Annotated in this window: 20 protein-coding genes; 9 read left to right on the top strand and 11 right to left on the bottom strand. The window is 68.5% G+C overall.

Annotation, left to right across the window (positions count from 1 at the left end; genetic code table 11):
• The 5 genes from NS331_RS23080 to acnA all read right to left on the bottom strand — a co-directional run.
• The coding region (locus NS331_RS23080; RefSeq protein ID WP_153013008.1) for an FAD-dependent monooxygenase at positions 1-757 on the bottom strand (757 nt) is incomplete at its 3' end.
• A 64-nt stretch (positions 758-821) separates the two neighbouring features.
• Positions 822-1,097, bottom strand: coding sequence for a DUF6587 family protein (locus tag NS331_RS23075; RefSeq protein ID WP_058644268.1), 276 nt, complete (start codon positions 1,095-1,097; stop codon positions 822-824).
• 25 nt (positions 1,098-1,122) lie between these two features.
• Positions 1,123-3,003, bottom strand: a complete 1,881-nt coding sequence (gene feoB / locus NS331_RS23070; RefSeq protein WP_058644267.1) for a ferrous iron transport protein B — start codon at positions 3,001-3,003, stop codon at positions 1,123-1,125.
• Complete coding sequence (locus NS331_RS23065) at positions 2,996-3,289, bottom strand: FeoA family protein (protein ID WP_058644266.1); 294 nt, start codon at positions 3,287-3,289, stop codon at positions 2,996-2,998. The genes feoB and NS331_RS23065 overlap by 8 nt, the downstream gene beginning before the upstream one ends.
• 212 nt (positions 3,290-3,501) lie before the next feature.
• Positions 3,502-6,249 carry an aconitate hydratase AcnA gene (acnA, locus tag NS331_RS23060; RefSeq protein WP_058644265.1) on the bottom strand — a complete coding sequence of 916 codons (2,748 nt, stop codon included), beginning with the start codon at positions 6,247-6,249 and terminating at the stop codon, positions 3,502-3,504.
• 245 nt (positions 6,250-6,494) lie between these two features.
• Between acnA and NS331_RS23055 the strand changes: the two genes are divergently transcribed.
• Entirely contained in the window at positions 6,495-6,992 is a 498-nt protein-coding gene (locus tag NS331_RS23055) for a pyridoxamine 5'-phosphate oxidase family protein (protein WP_058644264.1), read from the top strand.
• A gap of 93 nt (positions 6,993-7,085) precedes the next feature.
• Here NS331_RS23055 and NS331_RS23050 read toward each other — a convergent pair whose 3' ends face one another.
• Positions 7,086-8,423, bottom strand: coding sequence for an aspartate aminotransferase family protein (locus NS331_RS23050; RefSeq protein WP_058644263.1), 1,338 nt, complete (start codon positions 8,421-8,423; stop codon positions 7,086-7,088).
• Positions 8,424-8,516: 93 nt separating this feature from the next.
• Here NS331_RS23050 and NS331_RS23045 point away from each other — a divergent pair, with 93 nt between their 5' ends.
• Positions 8,517-9,446, top strand: a complete 930-nt coding sequence (locus NS331_RS23045; protein ID WP_058644262.1) for a LysR family transcriptional regulator — start codon at positions 8,517-8,519, stop codon at positions 9,444-9,446.
• A 95-nt stretch (positions 9,447-9,541) separates the two neighbouring features.
• On the opposite strand, the gene NS331_RS23040 is transcribed toward NS331_RS23045, so the two are convergent.
• The 5 genes from NS331_RS23040 to NS331_RS23020 form a co-directional block, all read right to left on the bottom strand.
• On the bottom strand, positions 9,542-12,133 hold the full coding sequence (locus NS331_RS23040) for a bifunctional aconitate hydratase 2/2-methylisocitrate dehydratase (RefSeq protein WP_058644261.1): 2,592 nt from the start codon (positions 12,131-12,133) through the stop codon (positions 9,542-9,544).
• Positions 12,134-12,301: 168 nt separating this feature from the next.
• On the bottom strand, positions 12,302-12,928 hold the full coding sequence (locus NS331_RS23035; RefSeq protein ID WP_058644260.1) for a hypothetical protein: 627 nt from the start codon (positions 12,926-12,928) through the stop codon (positions 12,302-12,304).
• Between the two features lie 34 nt (positions 12,929-12,962).
• Positions 12,963-14,018 carry an HpcH/HpaI aldolase/citrate lyase family protein gene (locus tag NS331_RS23030; RefSeq protein ID WP_082702713.1) on the bottom strand — a complete coding sequence of 352 codons (1,056 nt, stop codon included), beginning with the start codon at positions 14,016-14,018 and terminating at the stop codon, positions 12,963-12,965.
• Positions 14,015-14,791: a trans-aconitate 2-methyltransferase gene (gene tam / locus NS331_RS23025; protein ID WP_058644258.1), complete on the bottom strand. Its 777-nt coding sequence runs from the start codon at positions 14,789-14,791 to the stop codon at positions 14,015-14,017. The genes NS331_RS23030 and tam overlap by 4 nt, the downstream gene beginning before the upstream one ends.
• Positions 14,792-14,918: 127 nt before the next feature.
• Positions 14,919-15,905, bottom strand: a complete 987-nt coding sequence (locus NS331_RS23020; protein WP_058644257.1) for a malate dehydrogenase — start codon at positions 15,903-15,905, stop codon at positions 14,919-14,921.
• A 206-nt stretch (positions 15,906-16,111) separates the two neighbouring features.
• Between NS331_RS23020 and NS331_RS23015 the strand changes: the two genes are divergently transcribed.
• The 7 genes from NS331_RS23015 to NS331_RS22985 all read left to right on the top strand — a co-directional run bounded on the left by NS331_RS23015 (position 16,112) and on the right by NS331_RS22985 (position 22,165).
• Positions 16,112-16,867, top strand: a complete 756-nt coding sequence (locus NS331_RS23015; protein ID WP_058644256.1) for a GntR family transcriptional regulator — start codon at positions 16,112-16,114, stop codon at positions 16,865-16,867.
• A 189-nt stretch (positions 16,868-17,056) separates the two neighbouring features.
• The gene (sdhC, locus tag NS331_RS23010; protein WP_058644255.1) at positions 17,057-17,503 is read left to right on the top strand and encodes a succinate dehydrogenase, cytochrome b556 subunit; all 447 of its coding nucleotides are present in this window, start codon (positions 17,057-17,059) and stop codon (positions 17,501-17,503) included.
• A 25-nt stretch (positions 17,504-17,528) separates the two neighbouring features.
• A complete protein-coding gene (gene sdhD, locus NS331_RS23005; RefSeq protein ID WP_058644254.1) occupies positions 17,529-17,894 on the top strand; it encodes a succinate dehydrogenase, hydrophobic membrane anchor protein in 366 nt (121 codons plus the stop codon).
• 3 nt (positions 17,895-17,897) lie between these two features.
• Positions 17,898-19,706, top strand: coding sequence for a succinate dehydrogenase flavoprotein subunit (sdhA, locus tag NS331_RS23000; RefSeq protein ID WP_058644253.1), 1,809 nt, complete (start codon positions 17,898-17,900; stop codon positions 19,704-19,706).
• A 28-nt stretch (positions 19,707-19,734) separates the two neighbouring features.
• Positions 19,735-20,436 carry a succinate dehydrogenase iron-sulfur subunit gene (locus NS331_RS22995; protein WP_017761520.1) on the top strand — a complete coding sequence of 234 codons (702 nt, stop codon included), beginning with the start codon at positions 19,735-19,737 and terminating at the stop codon, positions 20,434-20,436.
• A gap of 35 nt (positions 20,437-20,471) precedes the next feature.
• Entirely contained in the window at positions 20,472-20,792 is a 321-nt protein-coding gene (locus NS331_RS22990; RefSeq protein ID WP_058644271.1) for an FAD assembly factor SdhE, read from the top strand.
• A gap of 62 nt (positions 20,793-20,854) precedes the next feature.
• Positions 20,855-22,165: a citrate synthase gene (locus NS331_RS22985; protein WP_058644252.1), complete on the top strand. Its 1,311-nt coding sequence runs from the start codon at positions 20,855-20,857 to the stop codon at positions 22,163-22,165.
• The last annotated feature ends 79 nt before the right edge of the window (positions 22,166-22,244 follow it).

The raw sequence follows: 22,244 nt of genomic DNA, 5'->3' as shown, positions 1-22,244 counted from the left end.
GGCTGCTGGCCTGGTCCCAGTCGCGCGCATCCGGCGGGGCCTCGCCGGCGGGCGACTCCGCCAGCACCACCAGGTTGAGCCAGTCGCCGCCACGCACCGGATAGGCCACGGCATGCAGCCGCGGCGCCAGCCAGACGTCCACCTGCCGGCTGCGCAGCGCGGCGGGCAGCGCATCCTGGCGCAGCAGGGCACGGAAGGCCGTGTGGCCGGTGGGTCGGGCGGGCAGCGCGTCGGGCCAGATCCGCGGCCGCACCTGGCCCCAGACGCCATCGGCGCCGACCAGCGCATCGCCCTCCCAGGCGCGGCCGTCGACGGAGGCCACGCAGACCCGTTCATCGCCGCGGGTGGACAGGCGCTCGATGCGCGCGCCGGTGTGCACCGCGACCTGCTCCGCGCCCTGTTCGCGCACGGCAGCGAGCAGCAGGCCGTGCAAGTCGGCCCGATGGATAGTGAAGTAAGGCGCGCCGTAGCGCTGCTCGAAAGCGCCGGCCAGGGGCAGGGAAGCGATGCGTGCGCCCGTCAGCGCCGAGGCCACGCACAGTCGCTCGGGCCTGGCCACGAAGGCCTCCAGCGCCTCGCCCAGGCCCAGCGCGCGCAGGCGCCGCACCACGTTCGGCCCGAGCTGGATGCCCGCTCCCACCTCGTCGAAGGCGGGCGCCTGCTCCATCAGATCGGTGCCGTGGCCCGCGCGCGCCAGCGCCAGGGCGGCAGCCAGGCCGCCGATGCCGCCGCCGACGATGAGGGAATGGATGCGCATGCGCTCGTGGATCCGCACAAATCCACGATTCTCCGCGCGGCGCAGGCGGCCGCGCTGTGCGGGATCAGCGGCCGGCCTGTGCCTGCTGCTCGGCCGGCACCGGATGGCCTTTGGTCGCCGTCGGCCCGCAGGTGCCGCAGCTGTCGCAGGACCCGCAGCCGCCCGTCTGGCTGAGCGAGCGGGCCACCTTGGCCTCGCGCTCCTCGCGCACCAGGCCGCTGCGCGCCATCCAGCGCGCCATGCGCGGCGCCAGCGAGCGCCGCCAGCCCGCCGGCATCCAGCGCCAGGCGGCATACAACGCGGCGGCAAGGACGATCAGGGCGACGACGGCGTTCTGCATGGCAAGGGTCTCCGCAAAAGGCGCGTCAGCCAGCCCCGAGGGCCAGCGCGACGCGGTAGGTGATGAAGCAGGCCACGTAGGCCAGCCCGAAGAGATAGCCGGCCATGATGAAGACCTGCTTCCAGCTGTTGGTCTCGCGCCGCACGGTGGCCAGCGTCGAGAGGCACTGCGGCGCGAACACGAACCACACCAGCAGCGACAGCGCGGTCGCCAGCGACCAGCTGCCGGCGATCAGCGGCTCCAGTGCGCCCGCCACTTCCTCGCCGGTGGCCGACAGCGCGTACACCGTGCCGAGCGCGCCCACCGCCACCTCGCGCGCCGCCATGCCCGGCACCAGCGCGATGGAGATCTGCCAATTGAAGCCGATAGGCGCAAACACGTGCTCCAGCAGCTGGCCCAGGCGGCCGGCGAAGCTGTATTCGATGGCCGGGCCGGTGGCGCCCGCGGGCGGCGCCGGGTAGCTGGACAGGAACCACAGCAGGATGGTCAGCGTGAGGATGATGGTGCCCACGCGGCGCAGGAAGATCCACGCCCGCTCCCACAGCCCCAGCAGCAGGTTGCGCAGGTTGGGCCAGCGATAGGCCGGCAGCTCCATCAGCAGCGGCGAATGGCCCTGCTGCGTGCGCAGCCGCTTGAGCACCCAGGCCACGGCCATGGCCGACACGATGCCGAAGACGTACAGCGCGAACAGCACCACGCCCTGCAGGTTGAACAGGCCCAGCACGTCGCGCTGCGGGATGAAGGCGCCGATCAGCAGCGCATACACCGGCAGGCGGGCCGAGCAGGTCATCAGCGGCGCGATCAGGATGGTGGTCAGCCGGTCGCGCCAGTTGCTGATGGTGCGCGTGGCCATGATGCCGGGAATGGCGCAGGCAAAGCTCGACAGCAGCGGGATGAAGGAGCGGCCCGATAGGCCCACGGTGCCCATCGCCCGGTCCAGCAGGAAGGCGGCACGCGGCAGGTAGCCCGAATCCTCCAGCGCCAGGATGAAGAGGAACAGGATCAGGATCTGCGGCAGGAAGACCAGCACGCCACCGACGCCCGCCACCACGCCGTCGACCAGCAGGCTGCGCAGCGGCCCCTCCGCCATGACGCCCTGCACCCAGCCGCCGACGGCCTCGGTGCCCGCCTTGATGGCGTCCATGGGCACGTTGGCCCAGCTGAACACGGCCTGGAACATCAGGAACAGCGTGACGCCCAGCACCAGCGTGCCCCACACGGGATGCAGCACCACGCGGTCGATGCGGTCGCTGGTGGCCAGGCTGCCCTGCGGCGTCTGCACCGCCAGGTCGAGGATGCGGCGCACTTCCTGGTGCGAGGCCAGCACGTCGTCCATGGACGGCGCCTCCCAGGGCAGCGGCGAGGCCGAGGGCACCGGCGCGTCGAGCGCGGCCAGCAGCTCGGTGGCGCCGTTGCGGCGCACGCCCACGGTGCGGATCACCGGAATGCCCAGCTCGCGCGAGAGGATGTCGGTATCGACGCGGATGCCCTGGCGCTCGGCCATGTCGGTCATGTTGAGCGCCATCACCATCGGCACGCCCAGGCGCCGGGCTTCGAGCACCAGGCGCAGGTTCAGCCGCAGGTTGGTGGCGTCGGTCACGCAGACCAGCAGGTCGGGCAGCTGGTCGCGCCGGCCGGTGACCACGTCGCGCGTGACGGCTTCGTCGGCCGACAGGGCATTGAGGCTGTAGGCGCCCGGCAGGTCCAGCACGGCCACGCTGCGGCCACCCGGGGTGCGCAGTTCGCCCTCCTTGCGCTCGACGGTCACGCCGGCGTAGTTGGCCACCTTCTGGCGACTGCCGGTCAGCAGGTTGAACAGGGCCGTCTTGCCGCAGTTGGGATTGCCCAGCAGCGCCACGCGGCGCGGCGGGTTGGGCGCCTGGAAGGCGATGCTGGCCTCAGCCATGGGCGGTCTCCGCGGGTGCGACGTGGATCATGGCCGCCTCGTAGCGGCGCAGGGCGAAGGTGGTGTGGCCCAGGCGCACGGCCAGGGGCTCGCGGCCCGGGTGGCCGCTGGCCACCACGCAGACACGCTCGCCGGGGACGAAACCGATCTCGGTCAGGCGCAGCGCCAGGTCGCGGTCGTCCGCGCCTTCGCCGCGGGCGACATCCATCACGGTCGCCCAGTGGCGGTCGGGCAATTGGTCGAGCGGCAGAAGGGCGGCCGGTGCGCGCGAGGCAGGGGTGGACACGGAAGCAAATGGCCCCGCCGCAAGGCGAAGCTCTCTCTGGCAAAAGCCAGATGCTAACAATTTTCAATTGCAAGCAGGAGGCCCGGGCGAGAAACCGCGCTGGCTTCGGCGATGCCGTCGCTGCAACGGCCGCAAAAAAAGCCGCGGAACGGCTGTCACCGTTCCGCGGCCTCGCTGGCAGCCGCGCCTCACGGACGCGGCGGCCAGGCGCCTCAGCCTTGCAGCAGTTGCCGCAGCACGAAGGGCAGGATGCCGCCGTGCTTGTAGTACTCCACCTCGATCGGCGTGTCGATGCGCAGCCGCACGGCCACTTCCTGCCGGCTGCCGTCGGCGCGCTCGATGACCAGCTTGACGTCCTCGCGCTGGGGCTTGAGTTCGCCGGGGATGAGCACGTCGATCTTTTCGTCGCCCTTGAGGTTCAGGCCCTGCCAGGAGTCGGTGCCCAAAAACTGCAGCGGCAGCACACCCATGCCGACCAGGTTGGCGCGGTGGATGCGCTCGAAGCTGCGGGCCACCACGGCCTTGATGCCCAGCAGCTGGGTGCCCTTGGCGGCCCAGTCGCGGCTGGAGCCGGTGCCGTACTCTTCGCCGGCGAAAATCACCGTCGGCACGCCCTGGTCGATGTACTTCATCGCGGCGTCGTAGATGTACATCTTCTCGCCGCCGGGCTGGAACAGCGTCAGGCCACCCTCCTCCCGCGAGCCGTCGGCGCCGGCCGGCAGCATCAGGTTCTTGATGCGCACATTGGCGAAGGTGCCGCGCATCATCACCTCGTGGTTGCCGCGGCGCGAGCCGTAGCTGTTGAAGTCGGCCTTGCCCACGCCATGGGCCTTGAGCCACTGGCCGGCGGGCGAGCTTTCCTTGATCGCGCCGGCCGGCGAGATGTGGTCGGTGGTGATGGAGTCGCCGAAGAGCGCCATGATGCGCGCGCCGGTCACGCCCGCCTCCGCCGCCTTCGGCTGCATGCCGAAACCCTCGAAGAAGGGCGGCTCGGCGATGTAGGTGGACGTGGGCCAGTCGTAGACCTCGCCCTGAACGCCCTTGATGCTGTTCCACAGCTCGCCCGGGTTGGCGGCGATCTGCTCGTAGTTGCGGCGGAAGGCCTGCGCGTCCATGGCGTAGCGCAGCAGATCGTCCACCTCGGCGGCGCTGGGCCAGATGTCGCCGAGGTACACGTCCTTGCCGCCCGTGCCCTTGCCCACCGGCTGGCTCATCAGGTCCACGGTCACGTTGCCGGCGATGGCGAAGGCCACCACCAGCGGTGGCGAGGCCAGGAAGTTGGCCTTGAGGTTGGGATGGATGCGCGCCTCGAAATTGCGGTTGCCCGAGAGCACCGCCGCGCACACCAGGTTGTTGTTGGTGATGACGTCGTTGATCTCGGGCGCGAGGTCGCCGGCATTGCCGATGCAGGTGGTGCAGCCGTAGCCTGCCAGGTAGAAGCCCAGCTTCTCCAGGTAGGGCAGCAGCTTCGTCTTCTGCAGGTAGTCGGTGACGATGCGCGAGCCGGGCGCCAGCGAGGTCTTGACGTGCGGTTTGACCGTCAGGCCCGCCTCCACCGCCTTCTTGGCCAGCAGGCCGGCGGCCAGCAGCACGCTGGGGTTCGACGTGTTGGTGCACGAGGTGATGGCCGCAATCAGCACATCGCCGTTTCCGATCGAGACCTTCTTGCCCTCGAGCGCGATATCGTGGCGCACCGCCAGCTTGTCGGCCGGCTGGTTGAAGCCGTTGGCCTCGTTGGGCTTGCTGTAGAGCTCGGTGAAGCGGCCGGCCAGATGGCCCAGGTCGATGCGGTCCTGCGGCCGCTTGGGGCCGGCCAGGCTGGGCGTGACGGTGGACAGGTCCAGCTTGACGGTCTTGGTGTAGTTCAGCGCGCCGGGCGCGGGCATGCCGAACAGGCCCTGAGCCTTGTAGTAGGCCTCCAGGCGCTCGATCTCCTCGTCCGTGCGGCCGGTGCCGCGGAAGTAGGCGATGGTCTTCTCGTCCACCGGGAAGAAGCCCATGGTGGCGCCGTACTCCGGCGCCATGTTGCCGATGGTGGCGCGGTCCGGCACCGGGATGGAGGCGGCGCCGGGCCCGAAGAACTCGACGAACTTGCCCACCACCTTTTCCTGCCGCAGGATCTGCGTGACGTAGAGCACCAGGTCGGTGGCCGTCACGCCTTCGCGCAACTGGCCGGTGAGCTCGAAACCCACCACGTCGGGCGTGAGGAAGTACACCGGCTGGCCGAGCATGGCGGCCTCGGCCTCGATGCCGCCCACGCCCCAGCCGACCACGCCCACGCCGTTGATCATGGTGGTGTGGCTGTCGGTGCCCACCAGCGAATCGGGATACCACGTCGCCACCTCGGCCTTGTCGTCGGCCGCCTTGTAGACACCGCGCGCCAGGTACTCCAGGTTCACCTGGTGCACGATGCCGAAGCCCGGCGGCGTGACGCCGAAGGTGTCGAAGGCCTGCATGCCCCATTTCATGAACTGGTAGCGCTCCTTGTTGCGGGAGAACTCCAGCTTCATGTTCAGGTCGAGCGCCTGCGGCGTGCCGTAGTGGTCGACCATCACCGAATGGTCCACCACCAGGTCGACGGGCACCAGGGGCTCGATGGTCTTGGGCGACTTGTCCAGCCGCTTGGCGGTGCTGCGCATGGCGGCCAGGTCGGCCAGCAGCGGCACGCCGGTGAAGTCCTGCAGCACCACGCGCGTGACGACGAAGGGAATCTCCTCCGTGCGCTCGGCATTGGGCTGCCAGTTGGCCAGCTGCTCCACATGCTCCGCGGCGACCTTCTGGCCGTCGCAGTTGCGCAGCACCGACTCCAGCACGATGCGGATCGACACCGGCAGCTTGGCGATGTTGGGGAACTGCTTGGTCAGCTCGGGCAGCGACCAGTACCGGCCCTGGCGGCCGGCGGCAGTCTTGAAGGTCTTGAGGGTGGAAGCGAAGACGTGGGGCGTGACGGTGTCGGCCATGGGAAGCATCCTTCTTTCTTGTTCGGACCAACGGCCAAGATAGCAGGCTTTGAAGGCAATGGACGTCAGCGGGCTACCCTGATGCAGCGACGTCGGCGTCACCGCAGGACCGCGGATCGGCATGCGCTGACAGCCGGACGCGCCCGTGGGCGTCAGGCTGCCGCAGGCGGGCCTTCTACGGTGCGTGTCACGCGTCGACGACGCGCCATCCCGCCCACCCACCAGAAGGAAAAAGGAAGACCGCCATGACACACACCGACGACCACGCCAAGCTCTGGGAGCTGATCAAGGACACGCGCTTCGGCATGCTCACGCATCGCCACGGCGACGGCCTGCTGCACAGCCATCCACTGACCACGCAGAACCGGTCGGTCGACGAAAACGCCACGCTGTACTTCTTCATCCCGCTCGATGGCGAGATCGCCCGCCACGTGGCCAGCGATCCGGTCGTCAACGTGGCCTATGCCAATCCCGACGACGACAGCTACGTGTCGGTCGCCGGCCGTGCGGTGCTTTCCAGCGACGAAGCCAAGAAGCGCGAGTTGTTCAACAAGGTGGCCGAGGCCTGGTTCCCCAAGGGCGTGGACGACCCCAACCTGGGGCTGCTGGCCGTGGGCATCGAGTCGGCCGAGTACTGGGACGTGACCGAGAGCAAGGTCACCCAACTGCTCAAGATCGCCCGTGCGGCGATGGGTGGCAAGGCGCCGCCGTCGATGGGCGAGCACAAGAAGCTCGACCTCTGAACGGTCGCTGACGCCGGCCCTGCCTGGAGCGGCGTCGGGCCGATGAACGAAGGCGGTGCCGCGTGCACCGCCTTCGCCGTTTCTGCCCCTCGCTCAGAGCGAGGCGAGCACCCCGTCCAGCCGGTCGCAGAACTCGGCGCAGATGGCCCGGTCGTGAGCGACCGACAGGTACAGCTTGGTGCCCATCGGGTTGATGAACACGCCGCGCTCGAACAGGCCCAGCATCATGCGCCGGGCCTTCACCTTGTCTCCCGTGGCCGTCGAGCGGTAGTCGTTGACCTTCTGGCCGGTGAACACGATCTGCGCCAGCGGCCCGTCGCCGATGACGCGGCCGGTGATCCGGCGGCGGGCCAGCACTTGCCGCAGGCCTTGGCGGAAGGTTTCGCCCAGCGTGTGCAGGTGCTCGTAGGTGCCCGGCTGGCGCAGCACCGCCAGCGCGGCATTGGCCGCCGTGGCCGACACCGGATTGCCGCCCAGCGTCGAGGCCATCCACACGTAATGCGGATGGCCGATGTGGTGCTCGCTGACCAGTTCCATCACCTCCGCGCGGCCACCGAAGGCGCCGATGGGATAGCCGCCGCCCAGCGCCTTGCCGTAGGCGACCAGGTCGGGCGTGACGCCGTAATACGCCTGCGCGCCGCCGTAGGCCAGCCGGAAGCCGGTCACCACCTCGTCGAAGATGAGCAGGATGCCCGCCTCGTCGCACAGCGCGCGCACGCCCTCCAGGAAGCCGGGTTCCGGCGGTGTGCAGCGCTGGAAGGGCTCCATGATGATGCCGGCCAGTTCATCGCGGTGCGCCATCACGATGGCGCGGGTGGTCGCCAGGTCGTTGTAGGGTGCCACCAGCAGTTCGGCATCGACCCAGGGCGTGCCGGCGCTGGTGTGCTCCGGTTGCGGGAAGGGCAGGTTGCGGCTCGGGAACAGGCTGGTCACGCCCGCCTCGTTGGCACCGTGGTAGGCGCCTTCGAACTTCAGGATCTTGGGCCGGCCCATGAAGGCGCGCGCCACGCGCTGGCAGTACATGGTCGCTTCGGTGCCCGAGGCGCAGAAGCGCAGGCGCTCGGCGGCGGGACTGATGCGCTGGATTTCCTCAGCCAGGGCCAGCACCGGCTCGTTGAGGTAGGCGAAGTTGGCGCCGCGGCGCGTCTGCAGGCGCACCGCCTCCGCGACCACGGGATTCGCATGGCCGACCAGCACCGAGCCCCAGCCCATGGAGAAGTCGATGTATTCGCGGCCTTCGGTGTCCCACAACCGGGCGCCCTCGCCGCGGGCGATGGCGACCAGCGCTTCGGGCGGCAAGCCGTATTCGCCGTTGGCGATCCCCGCAGGAAAAGCAGCCAGCGCGCGGGCTCCGATGGTGGGCGTGGCGGCCTGAGGCAGCGCGGGCCCGCCGGTGGGCGCGACGGACGGCGCAGTGAGAACGTGGGACATGGGTGCGGCAGGCAGTGGACAGCGACGCCAGTGTCCGGGCCAGCGCGCTCATAATCAAATTGATCCCAGGACATTTATTTCTCAATCAGATTGATGACTCGCGCCATCGGCACCCGCTACTTCCAGTTGCGCGCCTTCGACGCCGTGGCGCGCCACGGCAGCTTCACCCAGGCCGCCGCGCGCCTCGGCCTGACCCAGCCCGCCGTGACCATGCAGGTGCGCAATCTGGAAGCCGCCTGCCGCCAGTCGCTGCTCAACCGTTCCCCCGGCGGCCGCGGCCTGAGCCTCACGCCGGCGGGCGAGCAGCTGTTCGAACTCAGCCGCCAGCTGTTCGCCGTGGAGGAGCAGGTGGAGGAATTCGTCGCCACCGCCAGCCGACTCGGCCAGGGCAGCCTGCGGCTGTTCGGCGACAGCCCGCGCGTGGCCATGCGGCTGGTGTCGACCTTCCATGCGCGCTACCCGGGCATCGACCTGTCGGTGGCCTTCGGCAGCCAGCGCAGCGGCTGGGACGCGCTGTTCGATCAGCGCGTGGACCTGGCCATCCTCGGCAACACCGGCCCGCATGCGCGGGTGCACAGCACGCCGCTGGGCGCCCAGGCCATGCTGGCCGTGCTGCCGCGCGATCACCCGCTGGCCGGCCGGACGCAACTCGCGCTGGCGGAGCTGGCCGGCAGCCGGCTGGTGCGCCGGGAAGCCGGCTCCAACACGCAGCGGCTGGCCGACGAGGCCCTCGCGGCGGCGGGCGTGCAGTTGGCGACCGCCTTCGAGGTCGGCAGCCGTGAAGCCGTGCTGGAGGCGGTGAAGCTCGGCCTGGGCATCGGCTTCGTGCTGGAGCAGGAGATCCACCGCGACGAGCGGCTGGTCGGCATCCCGGTCGCCGAGTTGCCGGCCTGCAGCACCGATGCGGTGGTCTGCCTGCACAGCCAGCGCAAGCGCGGCGCCGTGCAGGCGTTCCTCGCGGTGGCGGCAGAGCTGGCCGCCGCATCGGACGAGGGCAGGCCACTGCCGGACGCACTACCCTGAGCGCTTGGCGCAGCGCCAAAAAAAAATGCCCCGCCGAAGCGGGGCATCGTGTGCGACGACGCACCGGACCAGTGGCCCGGCGCATTCGCGGCGCGTCAGGCGGTGACGCCGTCCGCCACGTCCTTGTAGTCCTCGATCTTGTCGAAGTTCAGGTACTGGTAGATCTTGTCGCCGTTCTGGTTGATGACGCCGATGTCCGCCATGTACTCGTCCCTGGTCGGGATGCGGCCCAGCTTGGAGCAGATGGAGGCCAGCTCCGCGGAGCCCAGGTAGACGTTGGTGTTCTTGCCCAGGCGGTTCGGGAAGTTGCGGGTGCTGGTGGACATCACCGTCGCGCCCTCGCGCACCTGCGCCTGGTTGCCCATGCACAGCGAGCAGCCGGGCATCTCGGTGCGGGCACCGGCGTTGCCGAAGACGCCGTAGTGGCCTTCCTCGGTCAGCTGCTGCGCGTCCATCTTGGTCGGCGGGGCGATCCACAGCTTGACCGGGATGTCGCGCTTGCCTTCCAGCAGCTTGGACGCCGCGCGGAAGTGGCCGATGTTGGTCATGCACGAGCCGATGAACACCTCGTCGATCTTGGCGCCGGCCACGTCGGACAGCGTCTTCACGTCGTCCGGGTCGTTGGGGCAGGCCACGATGGGCTCGTGAATGTCGGCCAGATCGATTTCGATCACGGCGGCGTACTCGGCGTCGGCATCGGCCTTGAGCAGCTGCGGGTCCTTCAGCCAGGCTTCCTGCGCGGCGATGCGGCGCTGCAGCGTGCGGGCGTCGGCATAGCCCTCCGCGATCATCCACTTCATCAGCGTGATGTTGCTGTTGATGTATTCGGCGATCGGCTCCTTGTTCAGGTGCACGGTGCAGCCGGCGGCCGAGCGTTCGGCGCTGGCGTCGGACAGTTCGAAGGCCTGTTCCACCTTCAGGTCCGGCAGGCCCTCGATCTCGAGGATGCGGCCGGAGAAGATGTTCTTCTTGCCCTTCTTCTCGACCGTCAGCAGGCCCTGCTTGATGGCGTACAGCGGGATGGCGTTGACCAGGTCGCGCAGGGTCACGCCGGGCTGCATCTTGCCCTTGAAGCGCACCAGCACCGACTCGGGCATGTCCAGCGGCATCACGCCGGTAGCGGCCGCGAAGGCCACCAGGCCGGAGCCGGCCGGGAAGCTGATGCCGATCGGGAAGCGCGTGTGGCTGTCGCCACCGGTGCCCACGGTGTCGGGCGTCAGCAGGCGGTTGAGCCAGCTGTGGATCACGCCGTCGCCCGGGCGCAGCGAGATGCCGCCGCGGGTGCTGATGAAGTCCGGCAGCTCGTGGTGCATCTTCACGTCCACCTTCTTGGGATAGGCGGCCGTGTGGCAGAAGGACTGCATGACCAGGTCGGCCGAGAAGCCCAGGCAGGCCAGGTCCTTCAGCTCGTCGCGGGTCATGGGGCCGGTGGTGTCCTGGGAACCGACCGAGGTCATCTTGGGTTCGCAGTAGGTGCCCGGGCGGATGCCCTGGCCTTCGGGCAGGCCGCAGGCGCGGCCGACCATCTTCTGCGCCAGGGAGAAGCCCTTGCCGGTGTCCACCGGCGCCTTGGGCAGGCGGAACAGCGTGGAGGCCGGCAGGCCCAGCGCCTCGCGCGCCTTGGCCGTCAGGCCGCGGCCGATGATCAGCGGAATGCGGCCGCCGGCGCGCACTTCGTCGAACAGCACCTCGCTCTTGACCTGGAATTCGGCGATGACCTGGCCGTCCTTCAGGGCCTTGCCTTCGTAGGGGCGCAGCTCGACGGTGTCGCCCATGTTCATCTGGTCGACGTTCAGCTCGATCGGCAGCGAGCCGGCGTCTTCCATGGTGTTGTAGAAGATCGGCGCGATCTTCGTGCCCAGGCAGATACCGCCGAACTTCTTGTTCGGGATGTAGGGGATGTCCTCGCCCGTCCACCACAGCACGCTGTTGGTGGCCGACTTGCGCGAGGAACCGGTGCCGACCACGTCGCCGACGTAGGCCACCGGCATGCCGCGGGCGACCAGGTCCTGGATGAACTTGACCGGGCCGCGCTTGCCGTCTTCCTCGGGCACGAAGGCGGCCCCGTCGCGCTTGTTCTTGAGCATCGCCAGGGCGTGCATCGGGATGTCGGGACGCGTCGTCGCGTCGGGCGCGGGCGACAGGTCGTCGGTGTTGGTCTCGCCGGGCACCTTGAACACGGTGAAGGTGATGCTCTGCGGGACTTCCGGACGGCTGGTGAACCATTCGGCATCGGCCCAGCTCTGCAGCACGGCCTTGGCGTTGGCATTGCCGCCGTCGGCCAGTTCCTTGACGTCGTGGAACTGGTCGAACATCAGCAGCGTCTTCTTGAGGCCCTCGGCCGCCACGGCGCCGACCTCGGCGTCCTTGAGCAGGTCGATCAGCGGGCCGATGTTGTAGCCGCCCAGCATGGTGCCCAGCAGCTCGGTGGCGTGCGCGCGGCTGATGAGGGCGTTCGTCTCCGTGCCGTGGGCAATGGCCGCGAGGTAGCTGGCCTTGACCTTGGCCGCGTCGTCCACGCCGGCGGGCACGCGGTGGGTCAGCAGGTTCAGCAGGAACTCGCCGTCCTTGGCATTGGCCGACTTCAGCAGTTCGATGACTTCGCCGGTCTGCTTGGCCGACAGGGGAAGCGGGGGGATGCCCAGCGCGGCGCGCTCGGCGACATGGTCAACGTAGGCTTGCAACATCTTTCTTTTCTCCAGGAATCATGGGCGGCATCCATTCATGCGGGCCGGCCGCCGCGGGAATCCGGGCCCTCCCCGGGCCCGTCGTGGGCGGCAGCCACGCAGCCGCAACCGGCGCGCTCGCAAGAGCCGCGCCGCCGAGGCCGCGGGCGCCGCCGCCCGCTGTTCGGTTTACTTCTTGGGCGCGTCGGCGCCGTCGAACAGCGCCTTGGGCGGGTTCTTCTTCATCTCTTCAGCGAAAGCCACCTGGGGCGCCGCCTGGCACTCGTCGGCCATCCGCACGCCCTGCTTCTGGTTCATGAGCATGGACTTGTTGCCCAGCTGCAGCCACATGGCGCCGGCGCGGCTGTCTTCGAGGCGGATGGCGCCGGTACGGCTTTCGACCGGGTGCATGCGGTAGCGCGCGCCCTTGGTGCTCACGGTGAAGAAGCCGGGCTTGGCCTCGTCGGCCGTCACCGTCACGTCGGCGCCCAGTTCGCACTGGATCTTGCCGGTGTAGACGCGCTGGGCGACGGCGATGTCGGCGTCGTTGAGCACGATGCTCGGGTCGTCCGCGACCGGCGTGGTCTCTTCGACGGCCTTGACGGCGCTGGCCTTCAGGTGCTGCTTGCCCTTGACGGGCACGACCTTGTCCTTGGACGCAGCCTTGGTGGACTTGGCCGTCGACTTGCTGGAGGATGCGGCCTTCTGCGTGCTTTTGGCCGCCGGCTTGGCGTCGGTGGCGGCACTGCTCTGGGCCAGCGCGGACAGGGGCAGCGTCAGGGCGGCAGCGGCGATGAGCGCGAGGGTCTTGGTCATGGTGTGGGAAATCCTTCCTTGGATGGAGCGGAGGTCAGGTGGTGGCCGCGTCGCCGGCAGTGAACCAGGCGGCGGCCCGGGGCGGCAGTGCGCGCCCGGTGGCATGTGCGCGCATCAGCACCTGCCAGAAGTGGCGGTAGCTCGCGCGGTCGTGCAATGTGCCATCAAAGCTGATGGGCGCCCAGTCGGCATCCTGTGCCGAAGCAACGATTTGTGTCGCGGTTTGAATCTGCGCCTCGTCCGGCGCGAAGGCCTCGAGGATGGGGCGGATCTGGTTGGGGTGGATGCTCCACATGCGCGTGTAGCCGAATTCGCGGGCGGCGCGGCGGGCCGCCTGGCGCATGGCTTCGGTGTCGCCGAATTCGGTCACCACGCAGTGCGAGGGCACCTTGCCGTGGGCATGCGCGGCACTGGCGATGGCCAGCTTGGCACGCACCACCAGCGGATGGGAGAACTGGCCCTGCGCCCCCATGCCGTCGGCGGGAATGGCGCCGGCATGGGCCGACACGAAGTCCATCAGCCCGAAGCTGAGCGACTGCACGCGCGGATGGGCGGCGATGTCGAAGGCATGGTGCACGGCCAGGGGCGACTCGATCAGCACGTGCAGCGGCAGCGCCGAGGCGCCGGCGGCGTCCAGGGCGGCGGCGGCGCGGGCCACGTCGGCGGCCGTCTCGACCTTGGGCACCATGAGGTAGGCGAGCCGGTCGCCCGCGCCGCCGACGATGGTGGCGACGTCGGCCTCGAAGGCGGGATGGTCCACCGGATGGACCCGCGCGCCGACGCGCAGGCCGGCCGCGGCGCCGCGCGCCAGCTCGACCACCAGCTGCGCATGCTCGGCCTCACCGCCCACCGGCGCGCCGTCCTCGCAGTCGAGGGTGACGTCGAACACGCAGGCGCCGAATTCGGCGGCCATCTCGGCCTGCAGGGCGAGGCTCTTGCGCATGCGCGCCTCGACGCCGCTGTAGTGGTCGCACACCGGCAGCACCACGGCGCCGGCCTGGGCGCCGAGCAGCACCTGGGCGGGATGGGCCGATCCGGCGGCTGCGGGCAAAGCCGTGTCGCGCGTTTCGGTGGCGGAAGAAGACTTCATGCGGGACGGCGGGCCACGATGAACATGCGCGGGAAGGCCAGCAGCCGCCGGCCATCGCTGCGCGCGGGATACGCCGATTCCACGCCCTGCGCGTAGGCCTGGAGGTAGCTGGCACGCAACTCGGTCGGCAGCGGATCGAGGAAGGGCCGCAGGCCGGTGCCGCTCACCCATTCGACGATGGCGGCGGCCGAGGCCATGCGGTGCTGGTAGATGGTGTGCCACACGTCCACGTCCGCCGCTTCGGGCGCCAGCAGGTCGTAATAGCCGCCGATGGCGAGCAGCTCGGTGCGCACCCGGTCGGCATCGCCGATGTGGGACGCCCACGGCGCCTGCGATGCCAGCTCGCGCATCAGGCGATGGGTGGGTTCCTGCCGGTTGTCCGGCATCTGGACGGCCAGCACGCCGCCCGGTGCCAGCAGGCCGAAGAGCCGCGGCAGCAGCTGCTCGTGGCCCGGCACCCATTGCAGGGCGGCGTTGGCGTAGATCAGGTCGGGGGCCTCGCCGGCGGGCTGCCAGCGGGCGATGTCGCCCAGTTCGAAGCGGGCCTCGGGCAGGCGCTTGCGCGCATCGGCCAGCATGGGCTCGGCGTTGTCGACGCCCAGCACCTGCGCCTCGGGGAAACGCCGCGCCAGCAGTTCGGTGGAGTTGCCCGGGCCGCAGCCCAGGTCGACCACACGCCGGGCCGATGCCAGCGGCACCCGGGCCAGCAGTTCGGCCGCAGGGCGGGTCCGCTCGTCTTCATAACGGCGGTAGAGCGCGGGATCCCAATCCATGGTGTCTCAGACAAGAGTCGCAAAAGCGCCCCGCGTTCCCGGCCGTCCTGCAGCGGGGCGCGCGAGGCGGCGCACCCGGCTGCGGCGTGCGCCGCGCCGCAGGGCGCCAGCGCACGGGCCTGTCGCCTCAGAGCAGGTGCTTGACGCCGTCCTGCTCGCCCTGCAGCTCGGCCAGGGTCTTGTTGATGCGTTCCTGCGAGAAGGCGTCGATCTCCAGGCCTTCGACGATCTTGTACTTGCCGTTCTCGGTGGTCACCGGGAAGCCGAAGATCACGTCCTTGGGAATGCCGTATTCGCCGTTGGAGGGCACGCCCATGGTGACCCACTTGCCCTGCGAGCCCAGGGCCCAGTCGCGCATGTGGTCGATGGCGGCGTTGGCGGCCGAGGCAGCCGAGGACAGACCGCGCGCATCGATGATGGCGGCGCCGCGCTTGCCCACTGTGGGCAGGAACACGTCGGCGTTCCAGACCTGGTCGTTGATGGCGTCCTTGACCGACTTGCCGCCGATGGTCGCGAAGCGGTAGTCGGCGTACATGGTGGGCGAATGGTTGCCCCACACGGTCAGCTTCTCGATCTCGCCGACCTGGCCACCGGTCTTGGCGGCGATCTGGCTGGCGGCGCGGTTGTGGTCCAGGCGCAGCATGGCGGTGAAGTTCTCGCGCGGCAGGCTGGGCGCGCTCTTCATGGCGATGTAGGCGTTGGTGTTGGCGGGGTTGCCGACCACCAGCACCTTGACGTCGCGGCTGGCGACCTTGTCCAGGGCCTTGCCCTGGGCGGTGAAGATCTGGGCATTGGCGGCCAGCAGGTCGGCGCGCTCCATGCCGGGGCCGCGGGGGCGGGCACCGACCAGCAGGGCGTAGTCGGCATCCTTGAAGGCGACTTCCGGATCACCGGTCGGGATCACGCCGGCCAGCAGCGGGAAGGCGCAGTCTTCCAGCTCCATGATCACGCCCTTGAGCGCCTTCTGGGCCTTCTCGTCCGGGATTTCCAGCAGTTGCAGGATGACCGGCTGGTCCTTGCCAAGCATCTCGCCCGAAGCGATGCGGAACAGGAGGGCGTAACCGATTTGGCCGGCGGCGCCGGTGACGGCGACGCGAACGGGCTTTTTGCTCATGGGAAGACTCCAGACGAAGTGGGAAGAAACGGCAACTACCGCGTAAGCCTGCCCGCAGGAATCCTGTGCGTCGGCGGCAATGCCGGTCGGCCACGGGCAGGAAAACAACAGCACATTCTAGGCCGAATCCGTGGCGCATGTCTTATGTCTTATATAAGATGTAGGGCTTGGCGCCCGGCGACGGGCCCGCCGCCCGAACACCCCCGATGTCCTCGCCGCCCGCCGCAGACGCCGGCACGCCCTCCTTCAGCCCGCTGTACCAGCAGATCCGGGCGCTCATCCTGCAGAGGCTGCAGGCGGGGGAATGGCGCCCGGGCGAACCGATCCCGAGCGAGATCGACCTGGCGGCCCGCTTTCGCGTGAGCCAGGGCACGGTGCGCAAGGCCATCGACGAACTGGCGGCCGACAACCTTCTGGTGCGCCGGCAGGGCAAGGGCACCTTCGTCGCCACCCATGCCGAGCAGCAGGTGCAGTACCGCTTCCTCAAGCTGGTGCCCGACGAAGGCACGCCCGCCAGCGAAGGGCCCGCCGAGCGCACCATCGTGGACTGCCGCCGGGTGCGCGCCAGCGCGGACGTGGCCCGGGCGCTGGCCCTTCGCCCCGGCGATCCGGTGCTGCAGGTGCGGCGCGTGCTGGCCTACGGCGGCGAGCCCACCATCCTGGAAGACCTGTGGCTGCCCGGCGGCCCCTTCAAGGGCCTGACGGCCGAGCGGCTGGCGCAGTGGCGCGGCCCCATGTACGAAATGTTCGAGAGCGAGTTCGGCGTGCGCATGGTGCGCGCCGAGGAAAAGCTGCGCGCGGTTCTCCCCGATACCGACCAGGCTTCGCTGCTTGGCGTGACACTCCAGACGCCGCTGCTGTCCGTCGAGCGCATCGCGCACACCTACCACGACGCCCCGATGGAACTGCGCCGCGGCCTCTACCGCACCGATGCGCACCATTATCGAAACGATCTCGGCTAGGGCGCCGCCAGTGCCCCATGACGATGCCGCCTGCACACCCTGCTCCTAGAAAAATAGCTTCCGAACCCGTCCGGCAGCGGCCGTCGCGGCAAGCGATGCTTCATGGTGCATTGCAATAGAATTTTAAGTTGCCTGCATATACGTCCTGACACGAGTCGCCCTACCGACCTCCCAGAAAGAACCTCCCCCATGACAGAGCTCGCTTCCAAGACAAGGCCGCCGCGCCGCGAATTCCGCAACATCAACGTGGTCACGGATCTGCCTGGCTACCGGCTGCCGCCGGCCGGCATCGTGTCGATCCTGCACCGGGTGAGCGGCGCGCTGATGTTCCTGCTGCTGCCCTTCATCATCTGGATGTTCGACACCTCGGTCTCTTCGGAAATCTCCTATGCGCGCTTCCGCAACGCCTTCGAGATCGGCGTCGGTTTCCTGCCGGGATGGTTCCTGAAGCTCGTCGCGCTGGCCTTGATCTGGGCCTACCTGCACCATTTCTGCGCCGGCGTGCGCCACCTCTGGATGGACGTGAGCCACGAGGCCGTCACCAAGGACTTCGGCAAGGCCTCGGCTCTGGCCGTGCTGGTCATCAGCGTCGTGCTGACCCTGGCGCTGGGCGCCAAGCTCTTCGGCCTCTACTGATCACAAGAAAAAGGCACAGCAAATCATGGCAGTGAATTACGGCTCCAAGCGCACCGTCGTCGGCGCGCACTACGGCATGCGCGACTGGCTGTCCCAGCGCGTCACCGCCGCGCTCATGGGCATCTTCACCCTCGTCGTCCTGGCCCAGGTGCTGTTCACCAGCGGCCCGGTCGGCTACGACCGCTGGGCGGGCATCTTCGCCCCGCAGTGGATGAAGGTTCTGACCTTCACGGTGATCGCCGCCCTGCTCTGGCACGTATGGGTGGGCATGCGCGACGTCTGGATGGACTACGTCCAGCCCGTCGGCATCCGACTCGCCCTGCAAATTTTCACCATCGTCTGGCTTGTGGGTTGCGCGGGTTGGGCCATTCAAGTGCTCTGGAGGATTTGAGCCATGTCGTATACCAAAGCCAAGATCGCCACGCGCAAGTTCGACGTCGTCATCGTGGGGGCCGGCGGCTCCGGCATGCGCGCCGCGCTGGAACTGTCCCGCGCCGGCCTGAACGTCGCGTCCCTGTCCAAGGTGTTCCCCACCCGCTCGCACACCGTGGCGGCGCAGGGCGGCGTGTCCGCTTCGCTGGGCAACATGTCCGAGGACAACTGGCACTACCACTTCTACGACACCATCAAGGGCTCCGACTGGCTGGGCGACCAGGACGCCATCGAGTTCATGTGCCGTGAAGCACCGAAGGTCGTGATCGAACTCGAGCATTTCGGCATGCCCTTCGACCGCAACCCGGACGGCACGATCTACCAGCGTCCCTTCGGCGGCCACACCGCCAACTACGGCGAGAAGCCCGTGCAGCGCGCCTGCGCGGCGGCCGACCGCACCGGCCACGCCATGCTGCACACGCTGTACCAGCAGAACGTCAAGGCCAAGACCAACTTCTTCGTCGAATGGATGGCGCTGGACCTGATCCGCGACGCCGACGGCGACGTGGTGGGCGTCACGGCGCTGGAGCTGGAAACCGGCGACCTGCACGTGCTGCAGGCCAAGGCCGTGCTGCTGGCCACCGGCGGCGCGGGCCGCATCTTCGCCGCCTCCACCAACGCCTTCATCAACACCGGCGACGGCCTGGGCATGGCGGCGCGCGCCGGCATCCCGCTGCAGGACATGGAGTTCTGGCAGTTCCACCCCACCGGCGTGGCCGGCGCGGGCGTGCTGCTGACCGAAGGCTGCCGCGGCGAAGGCGCCATCCTGCTCAACAGCAATGGCGAGCGCTTCATGGAGCGCTATGCGCCCACGCTGAAGGATCTGGCACCGCGCGACTTCGTGTCGCGCTCGATGGACCAGGAGATCAAGGAAGGTCGCGGCTGCGGTCCCAACAAGGACTACATCCTGATGAAGCTCGACCACCTGGGCGCCGACACCATCCGCAAGCGCCTGCCCTCGGTGGAAGAGATCGGCCACAACTTCGCCAACGTCGACATCACCAAGGAGCCGATCCCGGTCGTGCCCACCATCCACTACCAGATGGGCGGCATCCCGACCAACATCAACGGCCAGGTGGTGGTGCAGAACGGCGAGGTGCACAACCAGGTCGTCGGCGGCCTGTACGCGGTGGGCGAATGCTCCTGCGTGTCGGTGCACGGCGCCAACCGCCTGGGCACCAACTCGCTGCTGGACCTGCTGGTCTTCGGCAAGTCGGCGGGCAAGCACATCGTCGACTTCGTCAAGAACAGCGGCGAGCACAAGCCCCTGCCGGCGGATGGCGCCGACCGCACCCTGGCGCGCCTGAACCAGCTGCAGGACTCCAACGACGGCATCTACGCGCAGGACATCGCCAACGACATCCGCGCCACCATGCAGCAGCACGCCGGCGTGTTCCGCACGCAGGCGAGCATGGACGAAGGCGTGGTCAAGGTCGCCGACCTGCGCAGCCGCGTGCCGACCGTGACGCTGAAGGACAAGTCCATGGTGTGGAACACCGCCCGCATGGAAGCGCTCGAGGTGGACAACCTGATCGAGGTGGCCCAGGCCACCATGGTCTCGGCCGCCGCCCGCAAGGAATGCCGCGGCGCCCACACGGTGGACGACTACGAGCACCCGGCCGACCATCCCGAGTTCCCGCTCGGCCGCAACGACAAGGAATGGATGAAGCACACGCTGTGGCACAGCGCCGGCAACAACCTGACCTACAAGCCCGTCAACCTCAAGCCGCTGACCGTCGACAGCGTGCCGCCCAAGGTCCGCACGTTCTGACATCGCCGCAACCCCACGAGACACCGACATGAAGCGCACATTCCAGATCTACCGCTACGACCCGGACAAGGATGCCAAGCCCTACATGCAGACCGTCGAGATCGAACTCGACGGCCACGAGCGCATGCTGCTGGATGCCCTGGTCAAGCTCAAGGCCCAGGATCCGAGCATCGCCTTCCGCCGCTCCTGCCGCGAAGGCGTCTGCGGCTCGGACGCGATGAACATCAACGGCAAGAACGGCCTGGCGTGCCTCACCAACATGAACACGCTCAAGGGCACCATCGTGCTCAAGCCGCTGCCCGGCCTGCCGGTCATCCGCGACCTGATCGTGGACATGACGCAGTTCTTCAAGCAGTACCACTCGATCAAGCCCTACCTGATCACCGAGGGCCTGGCCCCCGAGCGCGAGCGGCTGCAGTCGCCCGAGGAGCGTGAGGAGCTCAACGGCCTGTACGAGTGCATCCTGTGCGCGAGCTGCTCCACGAGCTGCCCCAGCTTCTGGTGGAATCCCGACAAGTTCGTCGGCCCGGCCGGCCTGCTGCAGGCCTACCGCTTCATCGCCGACAGCCGCGACGAAGCCACCGGCGAGCGCCTGGACAACCTGGAAGACCCGTACCGCCTGTTCCGCTGCCACACGATCATGAACTGCGTGGACGTGTGCCCCAAGCACCTGAACCCCACCAAGGCGATCGGCAAGATCAAGGAGCTGATGGTGCGCCGCGCCATCTGATGCCTCCGGCGATCGACCCCAGCGAACCCCACCCCATGCCGCAGACAGTGCCCGCCTCCAACCAGCCTGCCGATGCCGAGATTCTTGGCGAGCGCGAGCTGGCCCGGCTGCAGTGGCGCTGCCGACGCGGGTTGCTCGAAAACGACATCTTCATCACCCGCTTCTTCGAGCGGTACGGGCCACGCATGACTCGGGCGCAGGCCCAGGCGGTGGACACCCTGATGGACCTGCCCGACAACGACCTGCTCGACCTTCTGCTGCGCCGAAAGGAGCCCGAGCCCGCATGGGCCGGGGCCGAGGTGGCGGCGGTGCTGGAGCTGATGCGCCCGCCGGGCGACAAGAAGCCCGCAGCCTGAGCCGCTCCATCCCATCCTTCGCCATCTCTCCTTCCCCTCCACCTTCTCAAGAGAAAGTCGACATGAAAGCCTCCGACATCAAGGCCACGCTCGCGTTCAGCAACGGCGGCCAAGCCATCGATCTGCCGATCTACAAGGGCACGGTCGGTCCGGACGTCATCGACATCCGCAAGCTGTACGCGCAGACGGGCATGTTCACCTACGACCCGGGCTTCCTGTCCACGGCGTCGTGCCAGTCGGCCATCACGTACATCGACGGCGACAAGGGCGAGCTGCTGTACCGCGGCTACCCCATCGAGCAGCTGGCGGTGAACTGCGACTTCCTGGAAACCTGCTACCTGCTGCTCAACGGCGAGCTGCCCAACGAGGCGCAGAAGACCGAGTTCACCGACACGGTGACGCGCCACACGATGGTGAACGAGCAGATGCAGTTCTTCCTGCGTGGCTTCCGTCGCGACGCGCACCCCATGGCCGTGCTCACCGGCCTGGTCGGCGCCCTGTCGGCCTTCTATCACGACAGCACCGACATCAATAACCCCGAGCATCGCGAGATCGCGGCCATCCGCCTGATCGCCAAGATGCCCACGCTGGTCGCCATGGCCTACAAGTACGGCATCGGCCAGCCGTACATGTACCCGAAGAACGACCTGAGCTATTCGGGCAACTTCCTGCGCATGATGTTCGGCACGCCGTGCGAGGAGTACAAGGTCAACCCGGTCATCGAGCGCGCCATCGACCGCATCTTCATCCTGCACGCGGACCACGAGCAGAACGCCTCCACCTCGACCGTGCGCCTGTGCGGCAGCTCGGGCACCAACCCCTTCGCGGCCATCGCCGCCGGCGTGGCCTGCCTGTGGGGCCCTGCCCACGGCGGCGCCAACGAGGCCTGCCTGAACATGCTGGAAGACATCCAGCGCAACGGCGGCGTCTCCAAGGTCGGCGAGTTCATGGAGAAGGTCAAGGACAAGAACTCCGGCGTCAAGCTGATGGGCTTCGGTCACCGCGTGTACAAGAACTACGACCCGCGCGCCAAGCTGATGCAGGAAACCTGCAACGAGGTGCTGTCCGAACTGGGCCTGGAAAAGGACCCGCTGTTCGCGCTGGCCAAGCAGCTCGAGAAGATCGCCCTGGAAGACGACTACTTCGTGCAGCGCAAGCTCTACCCGAACGTCGACTTCTATTCCGGCATCGTGCAGCGCGCCATCGGCATTCCGGTCAACCTGTTCACCGGCATCTTCGCGCTGGCCCGCACCGTGGGCTGGATCGCGCAGCTGAACGAGATGATCAGCGACCCCGAATACAAGATCGGCCGCCCGCGCCAGCTGTTCAGCGGCTCGGACAAGCGCGACGTCAAGCCCATCGCCCAGCGCTGATCGGGCCAGGCAGCCGGCCGCCGCAAGGCGCCGGCCTGCACCGCAAAGGCCGCCTTCGGGCGGCCTTTTTGCGTCTTGA

The organism is Pseudacidovorax intermedius, from assembly GCF_001476815.1.
GTDB classification, from domain to species: domain Bacteria; phylum Pseudomonadota; class Gammaproteobacteria; order Burkholderiales; family Burkholderiaceae_C; genus Xenophilus; species Xenophilus intermedius_A.
The sequence above is the reverse complement of the archived record's forward strand: the minus strand, read 5'-3'. Positions and strand labels throughout refer to the sequence as shown.